This is a genomic window from Arcanobacterium ihumii, from assembly GCF_900604515.1.
Lineage (GTDB): Bacteria > Actinomycetota > Actinomycetes > Actinomycetales > Actinomycetaceae > Arcanobacterium_A > Arcanobacterium_A ihumii.
This window is the reverse complement of sequence record NZ_UWOS01000003.1, coordinates 219,090-238,814: the sequence shown is the minus strand read 5'-3', so window position 1 is coordinate 238,814 and position 19,725 is coordinate 219,090. Positions and strand designations below refer to the sequence as shown.

Annotated in this window: 17 protein-coding genes; 14 read left to right on the top strand and 3 right to left on the bottom strand. The window is 50.0% G+C overall.

Features of this window, described 5'->3' with window-relative positions; genetic code table 11:
• Positions 1 to 29: 29 nt before the first annotated feature.
• From EIH22_RS08400 to pstB, 6 genes are all read left to right on the top strand, one after another.
• A complete protein-coding gene (locus EIH22_RS08400) occupies positions 30 to 2,300 on the top strand; it encodes an RNA degradosome polyphosphate kinase (RefSeq protein ID WP_268808225.1) in 2,271 nt (756 codons plus the stop codon).
• Positions 2,301 to 2,353: 53 nt separating this feature from the next.
• The gene (locus EIH22_RS08395) at positions 2,354 to 3,346 is read left to right on the top strand and encodes an NUDIX hydrolase (RefSeq protein ID WP_124055359.1); all 993 of its coding nucleotides are present in this window, start codon (positions 2,354 to 2,356) and stop codon (positions 3,344 to 3,346) included.
• A 149-nt stretch (positions 3,347 to 3,495) separates the two neighbouring features.
• Positions 3,496 to 4,593 (top strand): phosphate ABC transporter substrate-binding protein PstS, encoded by a 1,098-nt coding sequence (pstS, locus tag EIH22_RS08390; RefSeq protein WP_124055358.1) that lies wholly within the window; start codon positions 3,496 to 3,498, stop codon positions 4,591 to 4,593.
• A gap of 151 nt (positions 4,594 to 4,744) precedes the next feature.
• The gene (pstC, locus tag EIH22_RS08385) at positions 4,745 to 5,842 is read left to right on the top strand and encodes a phosphate ABC transporter permease subunit PstC (RefSeq protein WP_124055459.1); all 1,098 of its coding nucleotides are present in this window, start codon (positions 4,745 to 4,747) and stop codon (positions 5,840 to 5,842) included.
• Positions 5,839 to 6,957, top strand: coding sequence for a phosphate ABC transporter permease PstA (gene pstA / locus EIH22_RS08380; protein ID WP_124055357.1), 1,119 nt, complete (start codon positions 5,839 to 5,841; stop codon positions 6,955 to 6,957). Before pstC ends, pstA begins: the two co-directional genes overlap by 4 nt.
• A gap of 54 nt (positions 6,958 to 7,011) precedes the next feature.
• Complete coding sequence (gene pstB / locus EIH22_RS08375; protein ID WP_124055356.1) at positions 7,012 to 7,791, top strand: phosphate ABC transporter ATP-binding protein PstB; 780 nt, start codon at positions 7,012 to 7,014, stop codon at positions 7,789 to 7,791.
• Positions 7,792 to 7,948: 157 nt separating this feature from the next.
• On the opposite strand, the gene EIH22_RS08370 is transcribed toward pstB, so the two are convergent.
• Complete coding sequence (locus tag EIH22_RS08370) at positions 7,949 to 8,947, bottom strand: inorganic phosphate transporter (RefSeq protein WP_124055355.1); 999 nt, start codon at positions 8,945 to 8,947, stop codon at positions 7,949 to 7,951.
• Positions 8,948 to 8,949: 2 nt separating this feature from the next.
• The gene (locus tag EIH22_RS08365) at positions 8,950 to 9,573 is read right to left on the bottom strand and encodes a DUF47 domain-containing protein (protein ID WP_124055354.1); all 624 of its coding nucleotides are present in this window, start codon (positions 9,571 to 9,573) and stop codon (positions 8,950 to 8,952) included.
• Positions 9,574 to 10,044: 471 nt separating this feature from the next.
• Between EIH22_RS08365 and EIH22_RS08360 the strand changes: the two genes are divergently transcribed.
• The 5 genes from EIH22_RS08360 (at position 10,045) to EIH22_RS08340 (ending at position 15,870) form a co-directional block, all read left to right on the top strand.
• Positions 10,045 to 10,827, top strand: coding sequence for a hypothetical protein (locus EIH22_RS08360; protein ID WP_124055353.1), 783 nt, complete (start codon positions 10,045 to 10,047; stop codon positions 10,825 to 10,827).
• A 10-nt stretch (positions 10,828 to 10,837) separates the two neighbouring features.
• Complete coding sequence (locus EIH22_RS08355) at positions 10,838 to 11,464, top strand: FABP family protein (RefSeq protein WP_124055352.1); 627 nt, start codon at positions 10,838 to 10,840, stop codon at positions 11,462 to 11,464.
• A complete protein-coding gene (gene ygfZ, locus EIH22_RS08350) occupies positions 11,464 to 12,549 on the top strand; it encodes a CAF17-like 4Fe-4S cluster assembly/insertion protein YgfZ (RefSeq protein ID WP_124055351.1) in 1,086 nt (361 codons plus the stop codon). The genes EIH22_RS08355 and ygfZ overlap by 1 nt, the downstream gene beginning before the upstream one ends.
• On the top strand, positions 12,549 to 13,016 hold the full coding sequence (dtd, locus tag EIH22_RS08345; RefSeq protein WP_124055350.1) for a D-aminoacyl-tRNA deacylase: 468 nt from the start codon (positions 12,549 to 12,551) through the stop codon (positions 13,014 to 13,016). Before ygfZ ends, dtd begins: the two co-directional genes overlap by 1 nt.
• 244 nt (positions 13,017 to 13,260) lie before the next feature.
• A complete protein-coding gene (locus EIH22_RS08340; protein WP_124055349.1) occupies positions 13,261 to 15,870 on the top strand; it encodes an ATP-dependent Clp protease ATP-binding subunit in 2,610 nt (869 codons plus the stop codon).
• 68 nt (positions 15,871 to 15,938) lie between these two features.
• Here the strand turns inward: EIH22_RS08340 and EIH22_RS08335 are convergent, their stop codons facing one another.
• Entirely contained in the window at positions 15,939 to 16,820 is an 882-nt protein-coding gene (locus EIH22_RS08335) for an HAD family hydrolase (protein WP_124055348.1), read from the bottom strand.
• A 213-nt stretch (positions 16,821 to 17,033) separates the two neighbouring features.
• Here EIH22_RS08335 and EIH22_RS08330 point away from each other — a divergent pair, with 213 nt between their 5' ends.
• From EIH22_RS08330 to EIH22_RS08320, 3 genes are read left to right on the top strand one after another with little or no spacing between them, the layout of a single operon-like run.
• Positions 17,034 to 17,453 (top strand): arsenate-mycothiol transferase ArsC, encoded by a 420-nt coding sequence (locus tag EIH22_RS08330; protein WP_200829224.1) that lies wholly within the window; start codon positions 17,034 to 17,036, stop codon positions 17,451 to 17,453.
• A 17-nt stretch (positions 17,454 to 17,470) separates the two neighbouring features.
• On the top strand, positions 17,471 to 18,505 hold the full coding sequence (gene tdh / locus EIH22_RS08325; protein WP_124055346.1) for an L-threonine 3-dehydrogenase: 1,035 nt from the start codon (positions 17,471 to 17,473) through the stop codon (positions 18,503 to 18,505).
• Positions 18,502 to 19,725, top strand: a complete 1,224-nt coding sequence (locus EIH22_RS08320) for a glycine C-acetyltransferase (protein WP_235001834.1) — start codon at positions 18,502 to 18,504, stop codon at positions 19,723 to 19,725. Before tdh ends, EIH22_RS08320 begins: the two co-directional genes overlap by 4 nt.

Below are 19,725 nucleotides of genomic sequence, written 5' to 3'. Positions count from 1 at the left end.
TTTAAGGATAAATCTGGAATGATCGAAGTATGAACGAAGAGTCTTTCCCCCATCACAATGACGACGTTCCAGGAACCCCAGATACCCTTGACCGACTCGGATCTCCCGTCCCTGACGGGACCCTTAACGGAATGGTGCGCGAAGTATGGGCACAGGCCGTGCGGAGTGACCGTGACGTCGAAAAATTATCACTTCCCGAAGGGCGTTTTGCAGACCGAGAACTGTCTTGGCTTTCTTTTAATGAACGAGTCCTTGAACAGGCAGAAGATCAAGATCTTCATATCCTCGAACGAGCATGGTTTTTATCTATCTTTGCTTCGAACCTCGATGAATTCTATATGGTTCGAGTTGCAGGTCTGAAGCGGCGAATCGCTACGGGTATGGCAGTCACTAAAGCCTCTGGTTTGAGTCCGCGCGAAGTCCTCGACGGAATCAATAAGCGCGCCCAAGACCTGATGAAACGACATGCCAAGGTCTTTGCAGACGATATCCAACCGAAGCTCGCCCAAGAAGGTATCGATATTCTTCATTGGAAAGATATTGGGGAGCCAGAACAGGAGCGGCTCCGTAAGTTCTACCGCAAAGAGATCTTCCCTGTACTAACACCGTTAGCGGTTGACCCTGCCCACCCATTCCCGTATATCTCTGGACTTTCGCTGAATCTAGCTGTGATTGTGCGCAACCCTCACACCGGCAAAGAGCTCTTTGCGCGAGTCAAGGTGCCACCGTTGCTTCCACGTTTTATCGCGGTGGATTCCGACGGCATCCCGTACCGTCCCGAAGACGTGCCTCTTAACTCTGATGGTCGAACTTTCTATATTCCCCTCGAAGAAGTTATCGGTGCCCATTTGAGCACGCTTTTTCCGGGGATGGAAGTTGTTGAGTACTCGACGTTCCGTATTACCCGTAACGAAGACCTCGAAGTGGAAGAGGACGATGCTGAAAACCTTCTGAAAGCTTTGGAGAAAGAGCTCTTACGTCGCAGGTTTGGACCGGTGGTTAGGCTCGAAGTTGCCGAAGATATGTCCCATCACGTGTTGGCAATGCTTATGCGTGAAATGGGTATCCGTGAAGAAGATGTTTTCCATTTACCTGCTCCGCTTGACCTCACCGGATTAGATGCTATCCATGACCTCGATCGGCCACAGCTGAAATATAAGAAATTTGTGCCGGTTACGGCTCGTGGCTTTGCCGCGGTAGAGAGCTCACGCGCTGCAGATGTATTCGAGGCGATTCGACGTAGCGATATCTTGGTTCAGCATCCTTACGATTCTTTTTCGACTTCGGTTCAGCACTTTATCCGTCAAGCTGCCGAAGACCCGAAAGTGTTGGCGATCAAGCAAACGCTTTACCGCACTTCTGGAGATTCACCTATCGTTGATGCGTTAATTAAAGCTGCATACGCGGGAAAACAGGTGCTTGCCGTCGTCGAAATCAAAGCTCGATTCGATGAACAGAACAACATCGATTGGGCACGTAAGCTTGAAGAAGCCGGGGTGCACGTTGTCTACGGTATCGTCGGTTTGAAGACGCACTGCAAGTTATGTCTTGTAGTTCGACAGGAAGAAGATGGTCTGCGTCGCTACTGCCATGTGGGAACGGGAAACTACAACCCGAAAACCGCACGTGGATATGAAGACATCGGTTTATTTACCTGCGATCGGAACGTAGGGCAGGATTTGACTAGGCTCTTTAACCAGCTTTCTGGTTATTCGCCAAAGGCTAAGTTCCATCGACTCCTCGTGGCACCGCTTGGAATCCGAGACGGATTGATTGAGCGTATCGAACGCGAGATCGAGAATAAACGCCAAGGTAAATCTGCATGGATTCGATTTAAGAGTAACTCACTGGTTGACGAGAAAGTCATTGACGCTCTATACCGAGCCTCGCAAGCGGGTGTGGAGATTGAGGTCCAGGTTCGCGGTATTTGTTGTTTGCGGGCTGGGATTGTGGGTCTGTCCGAAAATATTAAGGTTCGGTCGATCTTAGGTCGCTTCCTCGAGCACTCGCGAATTTACGCCTTCTGCAATGACGACGATCCCGAGGTATTCATCGGTTCGGCTGACCTGATGCACCGCAATTTGGATCGACGGATCGAAGCGTTGATCAGCATTACCGATCAAGAGATGAAAGACTATTTGATCGATTTGGTGAAGATCGCGTGTTCGGACCAAACACAGTCTTGGCATCTTGGACCAGAAGGTTGGTTCCATGTCACCCATGACGACGCTGGAAATCGATTGACCAACGTGCAGGATCTGTTAATGCAGCGTGCGCGCTCGCGCGTAGCTGAAAAGTGATGGTTGATAAGTGTGTCTACGAATGTTTGCATCGTGGATTGTCGAGGCGCTAAGTGACTGAAAATCACTCTGATCGCGTGGATATCTATGCCGCTGGCGCTGTGGTTTGGCGAGTACACCGCGGAGAGTTTCAAGTACTCATTGTGCATCGACCCCACTGGAAAGACTGGTCCTTTCCGAAAGGAAAGGTGAAACCGGGGGAGACGTTACGCGCCTGTTGTTTGCGTGAGCTTTATGAAGAAGGTGGGGTGCACGTCGTCATCGGACGCCCGCTTGGCTGGCAACGCTACATCGTCGGTGGGGTTAAATCTAAGGCGGTACATTTTTGGAGCGCTCAGGTAGTTTCCGATAATTTTAGACCATTACAGGTTCGCCCACGTGCCAAGATTGCCGAGCTCACTGAGATTGACGAAAGACGCTGGATTAGTTACGCACAGGGACTACGTTTGTTGAGTTCCGACGACGACCGTTCACTTTTAGTAAAGACCCATAAGTTGTTTAAAGCCGACACTCTTGACACTACTCCTCTGCTCTTGCTTCGTCATGCGAAGGCAGTAAAGAGGGAACGATGGAAACACGGAGAGGGACCTGAATATACTCGGGCGCTTTCGGCGTCGGGAAAGAAAAGGGCGGAGCAACTCAAAGTTGAGCTGTCTTCCTACGGAGTGACGCGGGTGCAGACCTCGCCGTGGAAACGGTGCAAGGATACGGTCAAAGGTTATGCCGAAGGTATCGGCGTTGGTATCAAGAATCAATTGGAGTTGACTGAGCGAGGATATCTGGCTGACCCCGAGGCGTTTTCGCGAGAGATTACGAAGGTACTCAAACGAATGAAGCATACAAGAGTTGTTTGCTTACATCGCCCAACTCTTCCTGTGGTGTTTTCGGCGCTTGAAAAATACACATCTAAACGTGACATTAATCTATTTCCAAAAGAAGATCCATGGTTAAAACCTGGTGAAATCTTTGTGGCTCATATCGCACACTCTGCCGTAGGTGAGGCGAAGATTGTGGCGGTAGAGCTTGTAACCAGTGATTTTGAATGAGTAATTTTGATTGAGTCAATGAGGTAAACACGTGAACTAAAACGTTTACCAAACGTTAACCCAAATGCGGATTTTAGTTAATTTTCCTTCTTTACAGTTGAGGTGGTTGAGGGGGTTTCCCTCCGCTCCCGTACACGAAGGAACAAATAGTGAATATCAAACGTGGATACGCAGCAATTGCCTCTCTGTCAGTTCTTACTCTTGGACTTGCAGCATGCTCATCAGCTGATACGAAGAATTCAGACGATGCGAAGTCATCGTCTACAAGCAAATCCACCGGAACCCTCAATGGTTCAGGAGCATCTTCACAGGTAAACGCACAGCAGGCTTGGCGCGATAATTTCACAAAGGACTCGGGCGTTGTCGTTAACTATGATCCAACTGGTTCTGGAACTGGTCGTGATCAGTTTATCGCTGGCAAGGTTGCATTCGCTGGTTCGGATTCAATGTTAAAACCAGAAGAAATCACCAAAGCTACCGAACGTTGCCAGGGTCAAGAGCCACTCGAGCTCCCTCTATACATTTCTCCAATCGCGGTTGCTTTCAATCTTGATGGAATTAAGTCACTTAACCTTTCTGCAGAAGTAATTGCGAAGATCTTCGACGGCAAGATCACCAAATGGAACGATGCAGCTATTGCAGATCTCAACAAGGACGCAAAGCTTCCTGAACTTGACATCATTCCAGTGAACCGTGCAGACGATTCGGGAACCACCGAGAACTTCCAGCACTACTTGGCCGCAGCATCGAATGGTGCATGGACCTATAAGCCATCTGGTGTATGGCCACGTACGGGAACCCAGTCCGCTGAAAAGACCTCGGGTGTTGTTAACCTTGTAAAATCCACGCCTGGCGCAATCACCTACGCTGATGCTTCTCAGATCGGCGAACTTGGTGCAGCCGCTGTTGAAGTTTCCGGTGAGTTCTTGAAGTACTCGCCAGAAGCTGCTGCAAAGATCGTTGACGGATCTGCATCTACCAAGGATGCGAGCGAGCGTCGTCTCACTGTTGACCTTAAGCGCGACGGTTCAGTTAAGGGTGCTTACCCAATCGTGATGGTTTCCTACCTCATCGGTTGTACCACCTACAAGGATGCCAAGGACGCAACAAACGTTAAGTCCTACTTCTCCTACATTGCTTCGAAGGAAGGCCAAGAGGCAGCTTCGAAGTCTAAGGGCGGAAACGCTCCGATCTCCGATCAGCTTCGTACTAAGGTAGAAGCAGCGATCAACCAGATCAAGGGCTGATTTAAAGATTCTGTGGACCAACCTTGATCAGGTTGGTCCACAGAATCGTGTCTGCAAGATAATGAATATCTTGTAGACGCGAAGAGGATCTTAAAAAGGATCGGGGACGTCATTGCGAATAGACGCTACAGGCACACAGAAACGCGCAGATGTGAATTTGGAACAGAAAAAATACGACGAGCAAAAACCTCATGCGATTTGGTCACCAGTCGCTAAGGGTAGCCGAGCTGACCAGGTATTCCGGTGGTTTTCTTCCGGCGCTGGCGCATTAATTCTGTTGCTTTTGGCTGCAGTTGCTATCTTCTTGCTACTCTCATCGAAGAATGCGCTTTTCGCATCGACTGAAACGATTGCCTCAGAGGTTGGCTTTGCAAGAGGCGAAAGTTTTTGGCATTTTGCCGGTGCGGCACTATTTGGAACTTTACTTGCTTCATTTATCGCACTAATCATCGCGGTTCCGTTCGCGGTTTGTATTGCTCTATTTATCTCGCACTATGCGCCTCGAAGAATGGCATCTCTGTTCGGCTACATTATTGACCTACTTGCAGCTATCCCATCCGTCGTCTTCGGAATCTGGGGTATGTGGGCACTTGAGCCGCTTATGCGTCAAATTTTTCATTGGATTTCACAAACTTTCACGCCTGTCCTTGAATTTATTTCCGGTTCAAAAGAGATGGTTGACGGCAAAGAAATATGGCATGGCGGACTTCCCGGTTTCAGCACCATGGCACAGAATTATGACTGGTGGCCACTACATCCCGATGTGCTTGCGTTTACCCCGCCAGCTCGTAATATCCTCATGGGTGGAGTCATCCTAGCTGTGATGATCTTGCCGATTATTACCTCGCTCTGCCGTGAAGTATTCTTGCAAACTCCACGCCTCCAAGAAGAAGCCTCTCTTGCTTTGGGAGCCACTCGTTTTGAAATGATCAAGATGGTTGTGCTTCCTCACGGACGCTCGGGAATCGTTTCTGCTTCGATGCTAGGCTTGGGACGTGCGCTCGGTGAGACGATGGCTTTGCTTATGGTGCTATCGCCGGGTCTCATGGTGAATTTCAAGATTCTTTCACCGGGGCAGCACTCGACGATCGCCTCCCAGATCGCATTGCGATTCCCTGAAGCTTCAGGCCTAGAATCAGACTTCCTAATCGCGCTAGGTTTCATTCTTTTCGTTATCACTTTCGTAGTGAACTTCATTGCGCGTGCGATCGTTAGCCGTTACGCAGAATTCTCTGGAGCAAATGCATGAGTACCACAGTTTCTTCTCCATCGCCTGCGCCTGTATCGCCGCAATCGAATAATTCAAACGCACGTACGCGTTCAGAAATGGCTCGCAAACAGCGCTACCTTCCAACTTGGTTTAATTTTGCTGCCGGTGCAGTTGCCATTGGATTCGCCGCAACTTTCTTCGTCTTTGGGCAAAAGGAGCCAGACTACGTTGGTGCTGGCATAATTGCAGCGCTCGTCTTTCTCATTATCGCCGGTATCGCAGGCTACGTAGTTGAGGGACGGCGCTACGGCAACGATCGCTTTGCGACCAACGTCATTATCGGTGCTTTCGTTATGGCGGTTATTCCACTTGTATCCTTGCTCTACACCGTTATTGTTAATGGTTGGGCACGCTTGACTGAAGGTGGATATTTCACCGCAACCACTTTCGGTTCTTCCGATCCAAGCACGATCGTCGGCGCAGGGCATGCCATCGTTGGAACTCTACTAATCACTGGCGTCACCGCTCTTATCTCCATCCCACTCGGTGTCCTCACCGCGGTTTACCTTGTTGAATATGGCCGTGGTCCATTTGCAAAGGTTATTACATTCTTGGTGGATGTTATGACGGGAATTCCGTCGATTGTTGCCGGCTTGTTCGCTGCTGCCATGATCCCGATGATCAATCTCCAGCTGTTTGGTGATACCCAGTTTAAATCGGGCTTCATGGGTTCTGTTGCGCTCGTCGTGCTGATGACGCCGATCGTGGTTCGAAATACTGAAGAAATGTTGCGCCTAGTATCTAAAGATCTGCGCGAAGCTTCTTATGCACTAGGTGTGTCAAAGGCGGGGACTATTGTGAAGATTGTTCTTCGCACGTCACTATCCGGAATCGTTTCTGGCATTGTTATCGCAGTAGCTCGTGTTATTGGGGAATCAGCTCCGCTTTTGATCACTGCAGGTACCACAGATGTTTACAATATGAATATGTTCCAAGGACAGATGCTCACCCTCCCCGTGTACGTGTACAACGAATACACCAAGGGACACCAAGTTACGGCTTGGGCGGGTGCACTACTCCTTATTTTGATCGTTCTACTTCTCAATCTTGCTGCCCGTTGGATCGCAAAGCAGTTCGCTCCAAAGGGTGAATGAGAGGCTCCAACCGCATAACAAATGCGGCTTGTGCCGCGCAGAAAGGATATATACGTGCAAGAAGGAATTCAGGTCTCAAACCTTAATATCTACTATGGCGATTTTCTTGCCGTGGAGAATGTTAATGTGGGCATTGAGCCACGTTCCATTACCGCGCTTATCGGCCCATCGGGTTGTGGAAAGTCAACGTTCCTGCGTTCACTTAACCGCATGCACGAAGTCATCCCAGGAGCATATTCCAAAGGCTCAGTGATTATTGACGGTGAAGACATCTACGCCGAAGGCGTGGATCCGGTTCGGGTTCGCGAGCATGTTGGTATGGTTTTCCAGCGTCCCAACCCGTTCCCAACTATGTCTATTGCGGATAACGTTCTAGCCGGGTTGAAGCTTAATAACCGTAAGATTTCCAAGTCAGATGCGGAGCAGGTGGTCGAGGAGTCCTTGCGTGGGGCTAATCTTTGGGACGAAGTTAAGGACCGTCTTGATCGTCCAGGCTCATCGCTTTCAGGTGGACAGCAGCAGCGTTTGTGTATTGCCCGCGCAATTGCAGTAAAGCCAAATGTTCTTCTGATGGATGAACCTTGTTCGGCCCTTGATCCAATTTCTACTCTTGCGATCGAAGATCTTATGCAGGAGTTGCAGAAAGACTATACGATCGTAATCGTTACCCACAATATGCAGCAGGCGGCACGCGTTTCCAACAAGACTGGATTCTTTAATATCGAAGGAACCGGAAAACCCGGCCATCTCGTTGAATACGACGACACCGAAAAGATGTTCTCAAATCCGTCAAAGAAGGAAACTGAAGATTACGTTTCTGGTCGATTTGGGTGATTTTGAGCCAGTGAGCTTAAAGCTGAGGGGGATGTTAGTTGCCGGATAATTGGCAACTAACATCCCCCTCAGCTTTAGTTTATTACGGTGTTGTTAACAGTCGAGCTCCTAGTTGGCAACGGTCAAAATCGGCTCAAGGAAGAGGAACCAACGAGCTTTAGATGAATACTTGGAATATGGAGTAGAAGATCGCTGCAAAGAGAGCAGCCGCTGGCATTGTTAAGAACCATGCTCCCACGATGTTTCCAGCAACACCCCAACGCACAGCTGAACGACGCTTAGTAGCGCCAACACCCATAATCGCGGAAGTGATTGTGTGGGTGGTGGAGATTGGCGCATGCCACAAGAATGCAGTTGTGTAGAGTACGCTCGCTGCAACACCTTCGGCGACGAATCCATGAGCAGGGTCAAGATCGATGATCTTGGAACCCAGCGTCTTCATGATGCGCCAACCACCGGTGTAGGTACCGAGTGAAATCGCGGTAGCTGCAGCCAACTTGATTGACGTCGGGATCGAGGTATCGTGCCAGTATCCTCCCGCAACCAGAGCAAGAACGATAACGCCCATGGTCTTCTGTGCGTCTTGGAGACCATGACCAAGTGCCATAGCTGCTGCCGATGCCGTTTGTGCATGGCGGAAGTTACGCATTGTCTTGCGATAGGTAGCTTTTTGCAGCAATGCAATCGTCAGCTTCATTAGCACGTATGCCAATCCAAAGCCGACGATGGGGGATAGGAACATTGGAATGATTACCTTTGAACCAATAACACCCCAGTACACGGTTACAGATGCAACGAGTCCTGCGCCGGTAAGTCCGCCGATAAGTGCGTGCGACGACGACGACGGAAGGCCGAACCACCAGGTGATCAAGTTCCACGCGATAGCTCCGAGCAAGCCAGCAAGTACGACGACGAGTCCAGCGTTGTCTTTCGGAGGACTGACAATGCCTGAACCGATTGTTTCTGCAACACCGGTTCCCAATAAGGCGCCGATAAAATTCATGATCGCGGCCATTCCGAGCGCTGCGCGTGGAGACAGTGCTCGAGTTGCCACCGAGGTGGCAATTGCGTTTGCCGCATCGTGAAAACCGTTGGTGAAATCAAAAACAAGTGCAATGACAACGATAAGGGACACCAAAAATAAGGTGATATCCACGATTAGGACTCCTTGATGGCGATTGTCTCGACTACGGCAGCAAGAGTTTCAAAGCGATCGATTGCTGATTCAAGCTTGTCAAGCACAAACTTCATCTTGAGTACTTCCATTGGATTCTCCGATGAGGAGAAGATTTCAGAGATCAGGCCACGGTAGACGGTGTCACCATGATTCTCGAGCTGGTTGATTTCTACCCAGTACGCGCGCATATGCTCGTCGATGGAATCAACCTTTGACAGTGCATCGAATGTGATTCGAGCGCAGTCATTAATGATGTCAACAAGCTTATGGGCTTCAGTTGGAAGTGAAGCAACCTTGTACAGCACCATGTTGTCGCCTGATTCGTCAATGAGGTCAACGCAATCATCGATCAGAGACGTAAGACTGAATAGGTCTTCACGATCGTACGGAAGAACGAAGCTAGAGTTAACTTTTTGTAAAACTCGATGGCAAGCTTCATCAGCGTCATTTTCAATATCATGGAGCGTTTTATTTAGCTCTGCACGTGCTTCTGGCTCTGCAGAAGCTACTTGTGCGAGTACATTTGCGGCCCTAACAAGGTGTTCGGACTGGTCAGCGATGAGTTGAGTGACGGTTGGGCCGCCCGAGAACTTACGAAGTCCCACAGTTTCCCCTAAACAAAAGGTGAACGATTGACAAACTAAGAATAAAACAACTTTGCACTAAGGGTTTACCGCTCGTGCATAATCACGTGATGCTGTAACGAAAATTGCCTGTACTACCGAGCTGGGCGGGACGTTCTTCCCAAGAAAATCGGGTGGGAACGGACCGTTCCCACCCGAAAGTTAAGGACACCGAACCCGAGAGCGCCTGTCGGCGCGAAGGCCGCTCGTAGCGGCAAATTATTGGAGCCCGGGGCTTTCGCGATCCGGTGTCTTGCCATAACTGTAACCCAGAAGAGGTACTCCGTCCAGATAGAAAACCCGCACGTATTCCGGTCAATCCGAATACGAATGCACAAACGTGCGGTCGAAAATACTTCAATTATGGGTGAGTTGTGGGATAGATTACTAATGAGTCTGGGCAATTTTCCTAGGTAATTGCTACTCTCTGTAATTCCGTGGCACAATTTCACTGTGACTGACCACAACAATGAGCCGCGCGACGAAGCTTCGTACAATCTTGACGATGGTGAATTTGCTGGACTCAGTTTTTCCTACATTCGATCTCTAGCAAGTATACTTTCGGCAGCATTGTTGGCCATCGGCGCAATTACCGCGCCGTGGGGCATGGTCGTAGTGGTAATTCTTTTTGGCTCACTCCTCATAATTGGCTGGACAACGCTCCTCAACCTTCCTAACCGTTCAACTGCGCATTCGGCGCTTGGGATCGTATTTCTTCTGCTAGTAGCCGCGGGTATCTGGGGATCAATGGTACTTACAGCTCTCGTAGCTGCCTTCGGGATCGTCGTCGTATTCATCGCTGAAATGCTCAGGCCGGCAAATGCGTTTCGTCGCCTTGAGCAAATTGCAGGAACCTACCTCGGCATTACGCTCCTGACGGCACTTTCGCTGTGGATCCATACCTCGTATCTCACCGATGGCATTAAAGTGACGGTTATGATGACGCTGATCATTGCCGTCGTCTCTGTTATCCATGCCTTCCCGACGCGAAGCTTGGAGTTCGTTTCCCTGTTGAATGGTATTGTGGCGGGAATTGCCGCAGCTCTTATTCTCGCTCTTCCTTGGTGGAGCGGCGTGCTTGTAGGTTTTGCAGTTCCAACCTCATTCCAGCTCACGAGGCGTGCCGTCACGGACATCTTCCGAGCGGGTAAAATTTTACCTAATATTGCGCGAATCTTTGTGCCGATTTCAGCCTTGGGCATGGTCGCCTTAGCGGTCGGGCTAATTCTCGACTAGCCTTGTCTCTATGGTAATGAGACTCCCTGAAAATTTAGCTCCTGAAAACTATCCCTTAGGTTGGCTCGTCGATTCTTGGTACGGCGGCGGCGTAATGGAATACGACAACGTTCCGGCGTCGGCCTATATCCATGAACTACGAATTGATAACAACGACGGCGGTCCCTACCTTCGTTTTAATTCCACCATTTGGTTGGCTAAAGAGTCTCCAGAAGTCGTAGATAAAGAGGCCAGTGGACAAGAAACCTACAATCGCCTGACCAAGGATATTCAATGGTCCACCTCCAGTGGCTATTTGCGAGTTAATCCGAACGTTACCAAGCGTGAAGACGGCGCTTCAGAAGTTGAAGCGATGCTTGCCTCACCTGCCGGAACCAGCCAAGTTTGGTTTGGCCTTGTAAATGGCCCACGCCTTCAGCTCATTACCGATGCTATCGCGCGATCAGAATCGGGTGCAGAGCTTAATGGCGCTAAGATTATCGCTGGAAACGTATCATCGGACCTCTTTTATGCCTACGACATGGAAGCTTTTGGCTTTGAAATGCGTAATTACCTTGCCGGTAAGCTCTCTCGCCAATTCGATGATTCGGTGGATGCACAAACCGGTCCAGCCGGCGCACAGTCCGAGGAGAACTGATGTACTCCTTGCTTCCTAATCCAGTGATGGACGACGACGCTGGGGTACCGGCGCATTTTGGCAATCCTTTCGCGGAGGAAGACGCACTGAAGCGTGGAAAATCATTTACTGATCTATCGCTAATAGAGGTAGTTACAGTTTCTGGTGCTGACCGCAAGAACTGGCTCCATAACCTCTCTACGTGCCCGTTTAACAATGTGGCGGATGGTGAGTCGCGCGAGATGTTGATTCTTGATCCCCATGGACATATTGAACATGCTGCGGCGGTGACAGACGACGGTACCAAAATTTGGATGTTTACAGACCAGGGAAAGTCGCAACCACTTATTGACTTTCTAGAGTCCATGAAATTCATGATGCGCGTTGAAATCACTCGTGTCCCAGCTATCGTTCTTGGGTTCATGGCACCACTCGGAGAATTGGATGAAGGCGCAGTAGCCCGAGCAATGACCACGTGGGAGGACCCGTGGCCGCGGACCGTTGACGGAGGTGCGGACTACGGAATTTCTGATGACGAACACCCGGCTCGAAACTCACACCGTACATTACTTGCCTTTGATAGCGACGATAGCTCCTGCGTCGTTGCTGATCTATTGAAGAATGGTTATGGAACGGCGGGTCTTATTGCGTGGGAGGCGGCTCGAATAGCTGATTGGCGCCCGCGTCCGAGCCTTGACGCTGCGGATATGCCACTACCGCACGAACTGGACTGGATCAGAACCGCAGTTCACTTGGATAAGGGTTGCTACCGTGGTCAAGAGACGGTGGCAAAACTGGTTAACCTTGGCCGGCCGCCACGTCGTTTCACCTATCTGTATTTAGAGGGGCCAGAGGGGGATCTCCCAACACCTGGAAGTGATGTTTTCCGAGGGGAGCGCAAGGTTGGTGTTTTGACTTCGGTGGCACGTGACTGTGAAGACGGTCCGGTTGGTTTGGCACTGATAAAGCGTTCTGTCAGTATTGAAGAGCAGCTCACGGTAGGTGGGTTTGTAGCGAACCAAGAACCGATCGTGGCACCCGAAGGTAAGTCGTCGGTTTCACCTTCGGAACGACCTGGCGCTGATTTGCGCAAAGGAGCACGGTAATGCGAGCCGTTATTCAACGAGTAAAGCGAGCTAGCGTCGAGGTAGTTGACGAATCGACAGGTGAAGCGTGTGAAGTTGGAGCTATTGGAGCAGGTCTTTGTGTTCTACTTGGAGTGACTCACGATGATGGTCCAGAGCAGGTTGAGAAGATCGCGCGCAAGATTGCCCAGTTGAAACTGCTGCGTTCGCCCGGTGGCTCGGATGAACCGAATGACCGCATTTCTGCTGAGGAAAGCGGGGCGCCGGTTCTTATAGTTTCCCAGTTCACGCTATATGCTGACGTGCGGAAAGGTCGGAAGCCTTCGTGGTCCAAAGCCGCGCCCGGCACAGTTGCTGAGCCGTTGTTTGACGACGTCGTTGCAGCTGTTCGTGCCTACGGTCTCACTGTGGAAACGGGCGAGTTTGGTGCGATGATGGATGTATCACTGGTCAATGATGGGCCGTTTACGATAATTGCTGAGGTGTAAATACGCGCTTTCGAAATTGTTCGAAAACTGGTGAGGATTGTGAACCATCCGGATATATTTCCGGTTAATCCACGATCCTCACCAGTTTTGTCAAGTCACGCCAGTGGCGAAATGGTTTTGAATGCTTGTAGACGCGCAATAAAGTGTTAGTTAGTCAAAGTTGTGTTGGCAATGATCCACTTTATTGTGTATTCGCGTCACAACTTATTATCTTTCCAATTTCCTAATAACCAAGGAGAGCACATTGTTCGAACGGTTTACAGACCGAGCTCGCCGAGTGATTGTTTTGGCTCAGGTAGAAGCACGTAACCTGAAACATAATTATTTGGGAACCGAGCATATTTTGCTCGGTCTCATTAAAGAGGGCGAAGGCGTAGCAGCTAAGGCTCTCGAGGCTCTCGATGTTTCTTTTGATGCTGTTCACGAGCAGGTCGTAGATATTATCGGTGAAGGTCAAGAGGAACCTTCGGGTCACATTCCTTTCACTCCTCGTGCTAAGAAGGTACTTGAGTACGCGATGCGTGAAGGTCTGCAACTCGGGCACTCCTATATCGGCACCGAACATCTTTTGCTTGGTTTATGCCGTGAGCAAGAAGGCGTAGCTGCCCAGGTTCTTGTGAAGCTTGGTGCAGATCTTCCTAAGGTTCGTAACCAGGTTACGCAGCTTCTGTCTGGCTATCAGGGTAAGGAGGCGGTCGGCGTCGGTGCTGGTTCGCAACGTGACGGTGGCAAGAGTGGCTCCACGATTCTGGACCAGTATGGCCGTAACCTTACGCAGTCCGCGCGCGAAAACAAGCTTGATCCTGTAATTGGACGTCACAACGAGACCCAGCGTGTAATGCAGGTCCTTTCACGTCGTACCAAGAACAATCCTGTTCTGATCGGTGAGCCAGGTGTAGGAAAGACTGCAGTGGTTGAAGGCCTAGCCCAAGCGATTTCCGCAGGCGATGTTCCAGAAACGTTGAAAGAAAAGCAGCTTTACTCTCTTGATATGGGTTCCCTTGTGGCAGGTTCCCGTTACCGTGGTGACTTCGAAGATCGCATGAAGAAGATCCTCAAGGAAATCAACACGCGTGGTGACATTATTCTTTTCATTGATGAGATTCACACCCTCGTTGGAGCCGGTGCAGCTGAAGGTGCTCTTGACGCTGCTTCACTGTTGAAGCCGATGATGGCCCGTGGGGAACTACAGGTTATCGGTGCAACTACGCTGGACGAATACCGCAAGTACATTGAGAAAGACGCCGCACTTGAGCGTCGCTTCCAGCCCATTCAGGTTGAGCAACCTTCTGTTAAGGAGACCATTGCGATCTTGGAAGGTTTGCGTGACCGCTACGAGGCTTACCATCGCGTGACGATTACAGATGAAGCTCTTGAAGCTGCCGCAACGATGGCAGATCGCTACATCAACGATCGATTCTTGCCGGATAAGGCAATTGACCTTATTGACGAAGCCGGTGCTCGTTTAGCAATCCAAAAGATGACTGCTCCTCCGGAACTTCGTGAGCTCGATGAGCAAATCGCTTTAGTGCGTGCTGATAAAGAAGCTGCTATTGATGGTCAAGACTTCGAAAAGGCTGCTGCCTTGCGTGATAAAGAACAACAGCTGTCTACACAGCGTTCTGAGCGCGAGCAAGCGTGGAAGGATGGTGACCTTGACGTCGTCTCCGTTGTAGATGAAGACCTCATTGCAGAAGTACTCTCTATGTCTACCGGAATTCCGGTATTCAAGCTCACCGAGGCGGAGTCTGCCAAGCTCCTACGCATGGAAGACGAGCTCCACAAGCGTGTTATTGGTCAGCATGATGCCGTGAAATCGATTTCTCAAGCGATCCGCCGCTCCCGTGCGGGTCTAAAAGATCCAAACCGTCCAGGTGGATCTTTTATCTTTGCTGGTCCAACTGGCGTTGGAAAGACAGAACTTGCAAAAGCTCTGGCGGAGTTCCTGTTCGGAGATGAAGAAGCGCTTGTTACCCTCGATATGTCTGAATATCAAGAGAAGCACACGGTTTCGCGTCTGTTCGGAGCTCCTCCGGGATACGTTGGTTACGACGAAGGTGGTCAGCTCACGGAGAAGGTTCGCCGTAAGCCGTTCTCAGTAGTTTTGTTTGACGAAATTGAAAAAGCCCACCAGGACCTTTTCAACTCATTACTCCAAATTCTTGAAGAAGGACGCTTAACGGATTCGCAGGGTCGAGTTGTTGACTTTAAGAACACGATCATCATCATGACCACCAACCTTGGTGCTAAGGATATCGCTAAGGGTGTGGCTACTGGATTCCAGCTTGATGGGGACGTAGCTACTTCTTACGAGCGTATGAAGCTTCGCGTAAACGAAGAACTGAAGAACCACTTCCGTCCGGAATTCCTTAACCGTGTGGACGATATTATTGTATTCCCACAGCTAGAGCGCCCAGAGATTCTTCAGATTGTGGATCTGATGGTTCGAAAGCTTGATCTGCGCTTGAACGACCAAGGTATGTCGCTCGCGCTCTCACAGGATGCTAAACAGCTCCTTGCTGATCGTGGTTATGATCCAGTTCTCGGTGCTCGCCCGTTGCGTCGCGCGATCCAGCGCGATATCGAAGATGTTCTATCTGAGAAGCTTCTATTCGGGGAATTCTCCGCTGGTCAAACTATTGTGGTTGACGTGGACAAGGAAGCTGATCCGGTTACTTTCACTTTTGCCGGATATGATTCGGACTTTCAGCTTCCAGAAGGTGTTAAGCGTGGAGCCGGTGGCGAACAAATTGACGGGCTCGCGCAACCAACCACTCTGGTTCCAGAGGGCGACGGCGAATCTAAACAAACAAGTGAGCAAGTCGCTCAGCAGAACGCAGATGTTATTGACTGAGGAATAAGAACAGAGTTAAGGGGCGCTACCTCGAAGGTAGCGCCCCTTAACCGTAAAGAGTATTCGTTTCAGGCTTCGAAATTTTGATCGAGTTCCTCAACGTAAATTTCGAGGAAAGCGGCAACAGCATCGTCACTGTGATGACCAATCGTTGCCCTAGCTATGTCCTTCACTTCGGATCGTGCGTTTCCCATAGCTATCGGCCAGCCAACGAGTTTCAGCCAGTCAACGTCGTTTCCGCCGTCGCCAAATCCCGCAACCCGCTCCAGATTGATTCCCGTCTTTTCAGAAACGATCTTCATGGCCTTGTCTTTGCCTTCTCCAAGAGACGCAATGTCAAAGAAGTTGTCGATTGAACGTTGAGCATTAGGGCAGATCTCTGATAACTCTGGAGAGATCTGATCTAGATAATTCGCATCCACGTGACCGAACATCATTTTGTAGATGTGTGTTGGGTCAACAGTTTCAAATTTCTGCACCTTAATCGGCAGATCCTTGTGTGCTCCTTGAAGGAAATCACTATTCATATCAAGTTGTTCAACGTAGATAGAGTCTTCGGAAAACAAAGTAGTGATGAGGTGGTATTTCCTACCGATCTCAGTAATTTTCTTAGATTCATCTGGATCTAAAGGTTGTGAATAAAAGATCTCACCGGTATCAGAATGCCCGATAATAGCACCGTTAGAACCAATGGCAATGCCTTCGTGGCCGGCTCGGCGCATGATTTCCGCCGCCGCGTCCCACAGTCGCCCAGTAACGATGATTGGTTCTACACCTCGTTCGCTTAGTGCGCGGATTGCCGCAATAGTTCTATCTGAAACATAGGATTGTGCGTTAGCTAGAGTTCCGTCGACGTCGAATGCCATCGCCTCGAGCCGCCCCATTTTCCGGGCTAAATCACGTAGTTCCAATTCGGGAACGATGAATTCTGGAGTGAGAGTTGTAGCCACAGCGGTCCTTTTGGCGTTGCCTTAGAAATCTATCTCTAGTTTACCGCGTTTCGCGTATTTCTCTGGGGTGAGATGCCACGGCGGCGCTAGCCGAGGCAACGCAATTAACAATCTGCCAGATGGATGATTATCTTTTGAGTCGATCGACTAAGATGACACTCGACAAGGAAACATACGTAATGCTTTTGTGCTGAGCAGATCAAGGAGACGCTCGTGGACAAACCTTCGGTGCTATTTATTTGCGTAAAGAATGCCGGCAAGAGCCAGATGGCTGCTGCACTCATGCGGCATTTCTACGGTGATTCCATCACCGTTTATTCAGCAGGGACAACCCCGGGTAAGACTTTGAATTCAGAGTCCGAAACCAGCGTGGGTGAGCTGGGAGCAACGTTTGAAGGTGAGTATCCTAAAGCAATCGATGTTGAGGTGTTACGTAACGCTGACGCCGTCGTTATTATCGGCAAGGAGGCTCAGGTTGAGGGTGTTCCTGGGCAAAAATCCCTGATTCAACGGTGGGACACAGACGAGCCGTCGTTACGAGGTATCGAAGGTGAAGAACGGATGAATCTGATTAGGGACGAGCTTCGTGCCCGGATCGTGGATTTGGCTAAAGAACTGCTTGAATCTGAGTAAGAACAACGGAGAATCACATGAAAGCTTTGGTGAAAACCAAACCGCAAGTCGGTCTTGAACTGATCGATATCCCTGAACCAGAAGTCGGTCCGAACGATGTAAAAGTCAAAGTGCTACGCACAGGAATTTGTGGTACCGATGTTCATATCCAACGATGGGATCCATGGGCGCAAAAAGCAGTGCAGACACCCCGAATAATCGGTCATGAGTTCTGCGGGCGAATCGTTGAAGTAGGTGAGCTCGTTACCGGACTTGAAATCGGGCAAATTGTTTCAGGTGAGGGGCACTACGTATGTGGTCGTTGCCGTGCTTGCTTGGCTGGGCGACGTGAAGTTTGTGCTAATACCAAAGGAATTGGCTATACCGTTGATGGCGCAATGTGCGAATATTTCGTTTTCCCGGCAGGGAACGTCTGGGTGCACCCTGAATCGATTGATCTCGATGTTGCGGCAATCTTTGATCCCTTCGGAAACGCTGTTCACACTGCACTTCAATTCCCTTGCCTAGCAGAGGACGTTTTGGTTTCTGGAGCGGGTCCAATCGGAATCATGGCAGCGCTTGTAGCACAGTTCCAAGGTGCTCGAAATGTTGTTCTTTCCGACCTTTCTGATGAACGTCTTGCCTTAGCACACCGGCTTGGCATCAAGAACACTGTGAATGTTGGCAATACCGAGCTCAAATCGCTGTTCTCCGCGTTGGGGCTAAAAGAAGGTTTCGATGTAGGTCTTGAGATGTCCGGATCGCCCATTGCTATTCGCGCCATGATTGACCATATGGTTCACGGTGGCCGTATGGCATTGCTGGGTACCCCAATTTCTGAAGTTTCACTTGACCTAACTACTGTTATTTTCAATATGCTCACGATTCAAGGAGTAACCGGACGGCGTATCTTTGAAACGTGGTACGCGGCATCGGCACTTGTGAGCTCTGGACTCGATATCTCGGGCGTCATCACCGATCGTGTTCCGTTCACCGAATACGAAGAAGCCTTCGCGATCGCAGCCAATGGAAGATCAGGAAAAGTTGTTATGAACTGGGAGGATGTACAATGAGCAAGGAAACCTATCCGAAGATGCGCGATTTCTTGCGCGAGCAACTTGACGATCTGCGTTCGCAGGGTCTTTATAAGGGGGAAGAAGCCCTTACCACAGCTCAGTCAACCCATATCGGTGTTGAGGACGGTCGTGAGGTGCTCAATCTTTGTGCAAATAATTATCTTGGTCTAGCTGATTCTCCTGAGCTCATCGAAGCTGCTAAATCTGCGATGGATTCGTGGGGTTTTGGAATGAGCTCAGTTCGCTTCATTTGTGGAACTCAGACTCAGCACACTGATCTAGAACGTTCCCTAACTAGCTTCCTTCATCCCGAAGCTGCTGACGGCGAATGGGATACGATCCTTTATTCCTCGTGCTTCGATGCAAACGGTGGACTATTTGAAACCCTATTTAGTGCCGAGGATGCGATTATTTCCGATGAGCTAAACCATGCTTCGATTATCGACGGTGTGCGTTTATCTAAGGCTGCACGCTATCGATACAAGAATCGCGACATGATTGACCTCGAAGCTCAGCTTCAAGAGGCGACGGCGAAGGCTCGCTTTACTGTGATCGCTACCGATGGTGTTTTCTCCATGGACGGTTATCTAGCTCCACTCCCAGAAATTTGCGATCTTGCAGATAAATACGGCGCTTTAGTGATGGTCGATGATTCCCATGCCGTTGGCTTCATGGGAGACACAGGTGCCGGAACCCCAGAATACTTCGGTGTCAGTGAGCGGATTGATATCCTTACGGGAACGCTTGGAAAGGCACTTGGCGGCGCATCTGGTGGCTATACCTGTGCACGGCCTGAAATCGTTGAAACTTTGCGCCAGAAATCGCGCCCATACCTCTTTTCTAACTCCCTTGCACCCGCTATCGTGGGTGCAACCCAAAAGGTAATCGAAGTTCTTAAAGAGTCCTCTGAGTTGCTGGTGCGGTTGAAGGAAAATACCGAGTATTTCCGTAAGCGCATGGTTGAAGAAGGATTCGAAATCCCTGAGTCCACTCATCCGATTGTTCCGGTGATGCTTGGTGATGCAGTTATTGCGGCAAAGATGGCCGACGCCGTATTGGCGCGGGGTGTATATGTGCGCGCCTTCTCCTATCCTGTGGTACCAGCCGGCAAGGCGCGTATCAGAACACAGCTCAACGCGAAGCTCAGCCGCGAAGACCTTGATGCGGCCATTGCGGCATTTGTGGATGCGCGAGCCGAAGTACTGGGAACAAAATAG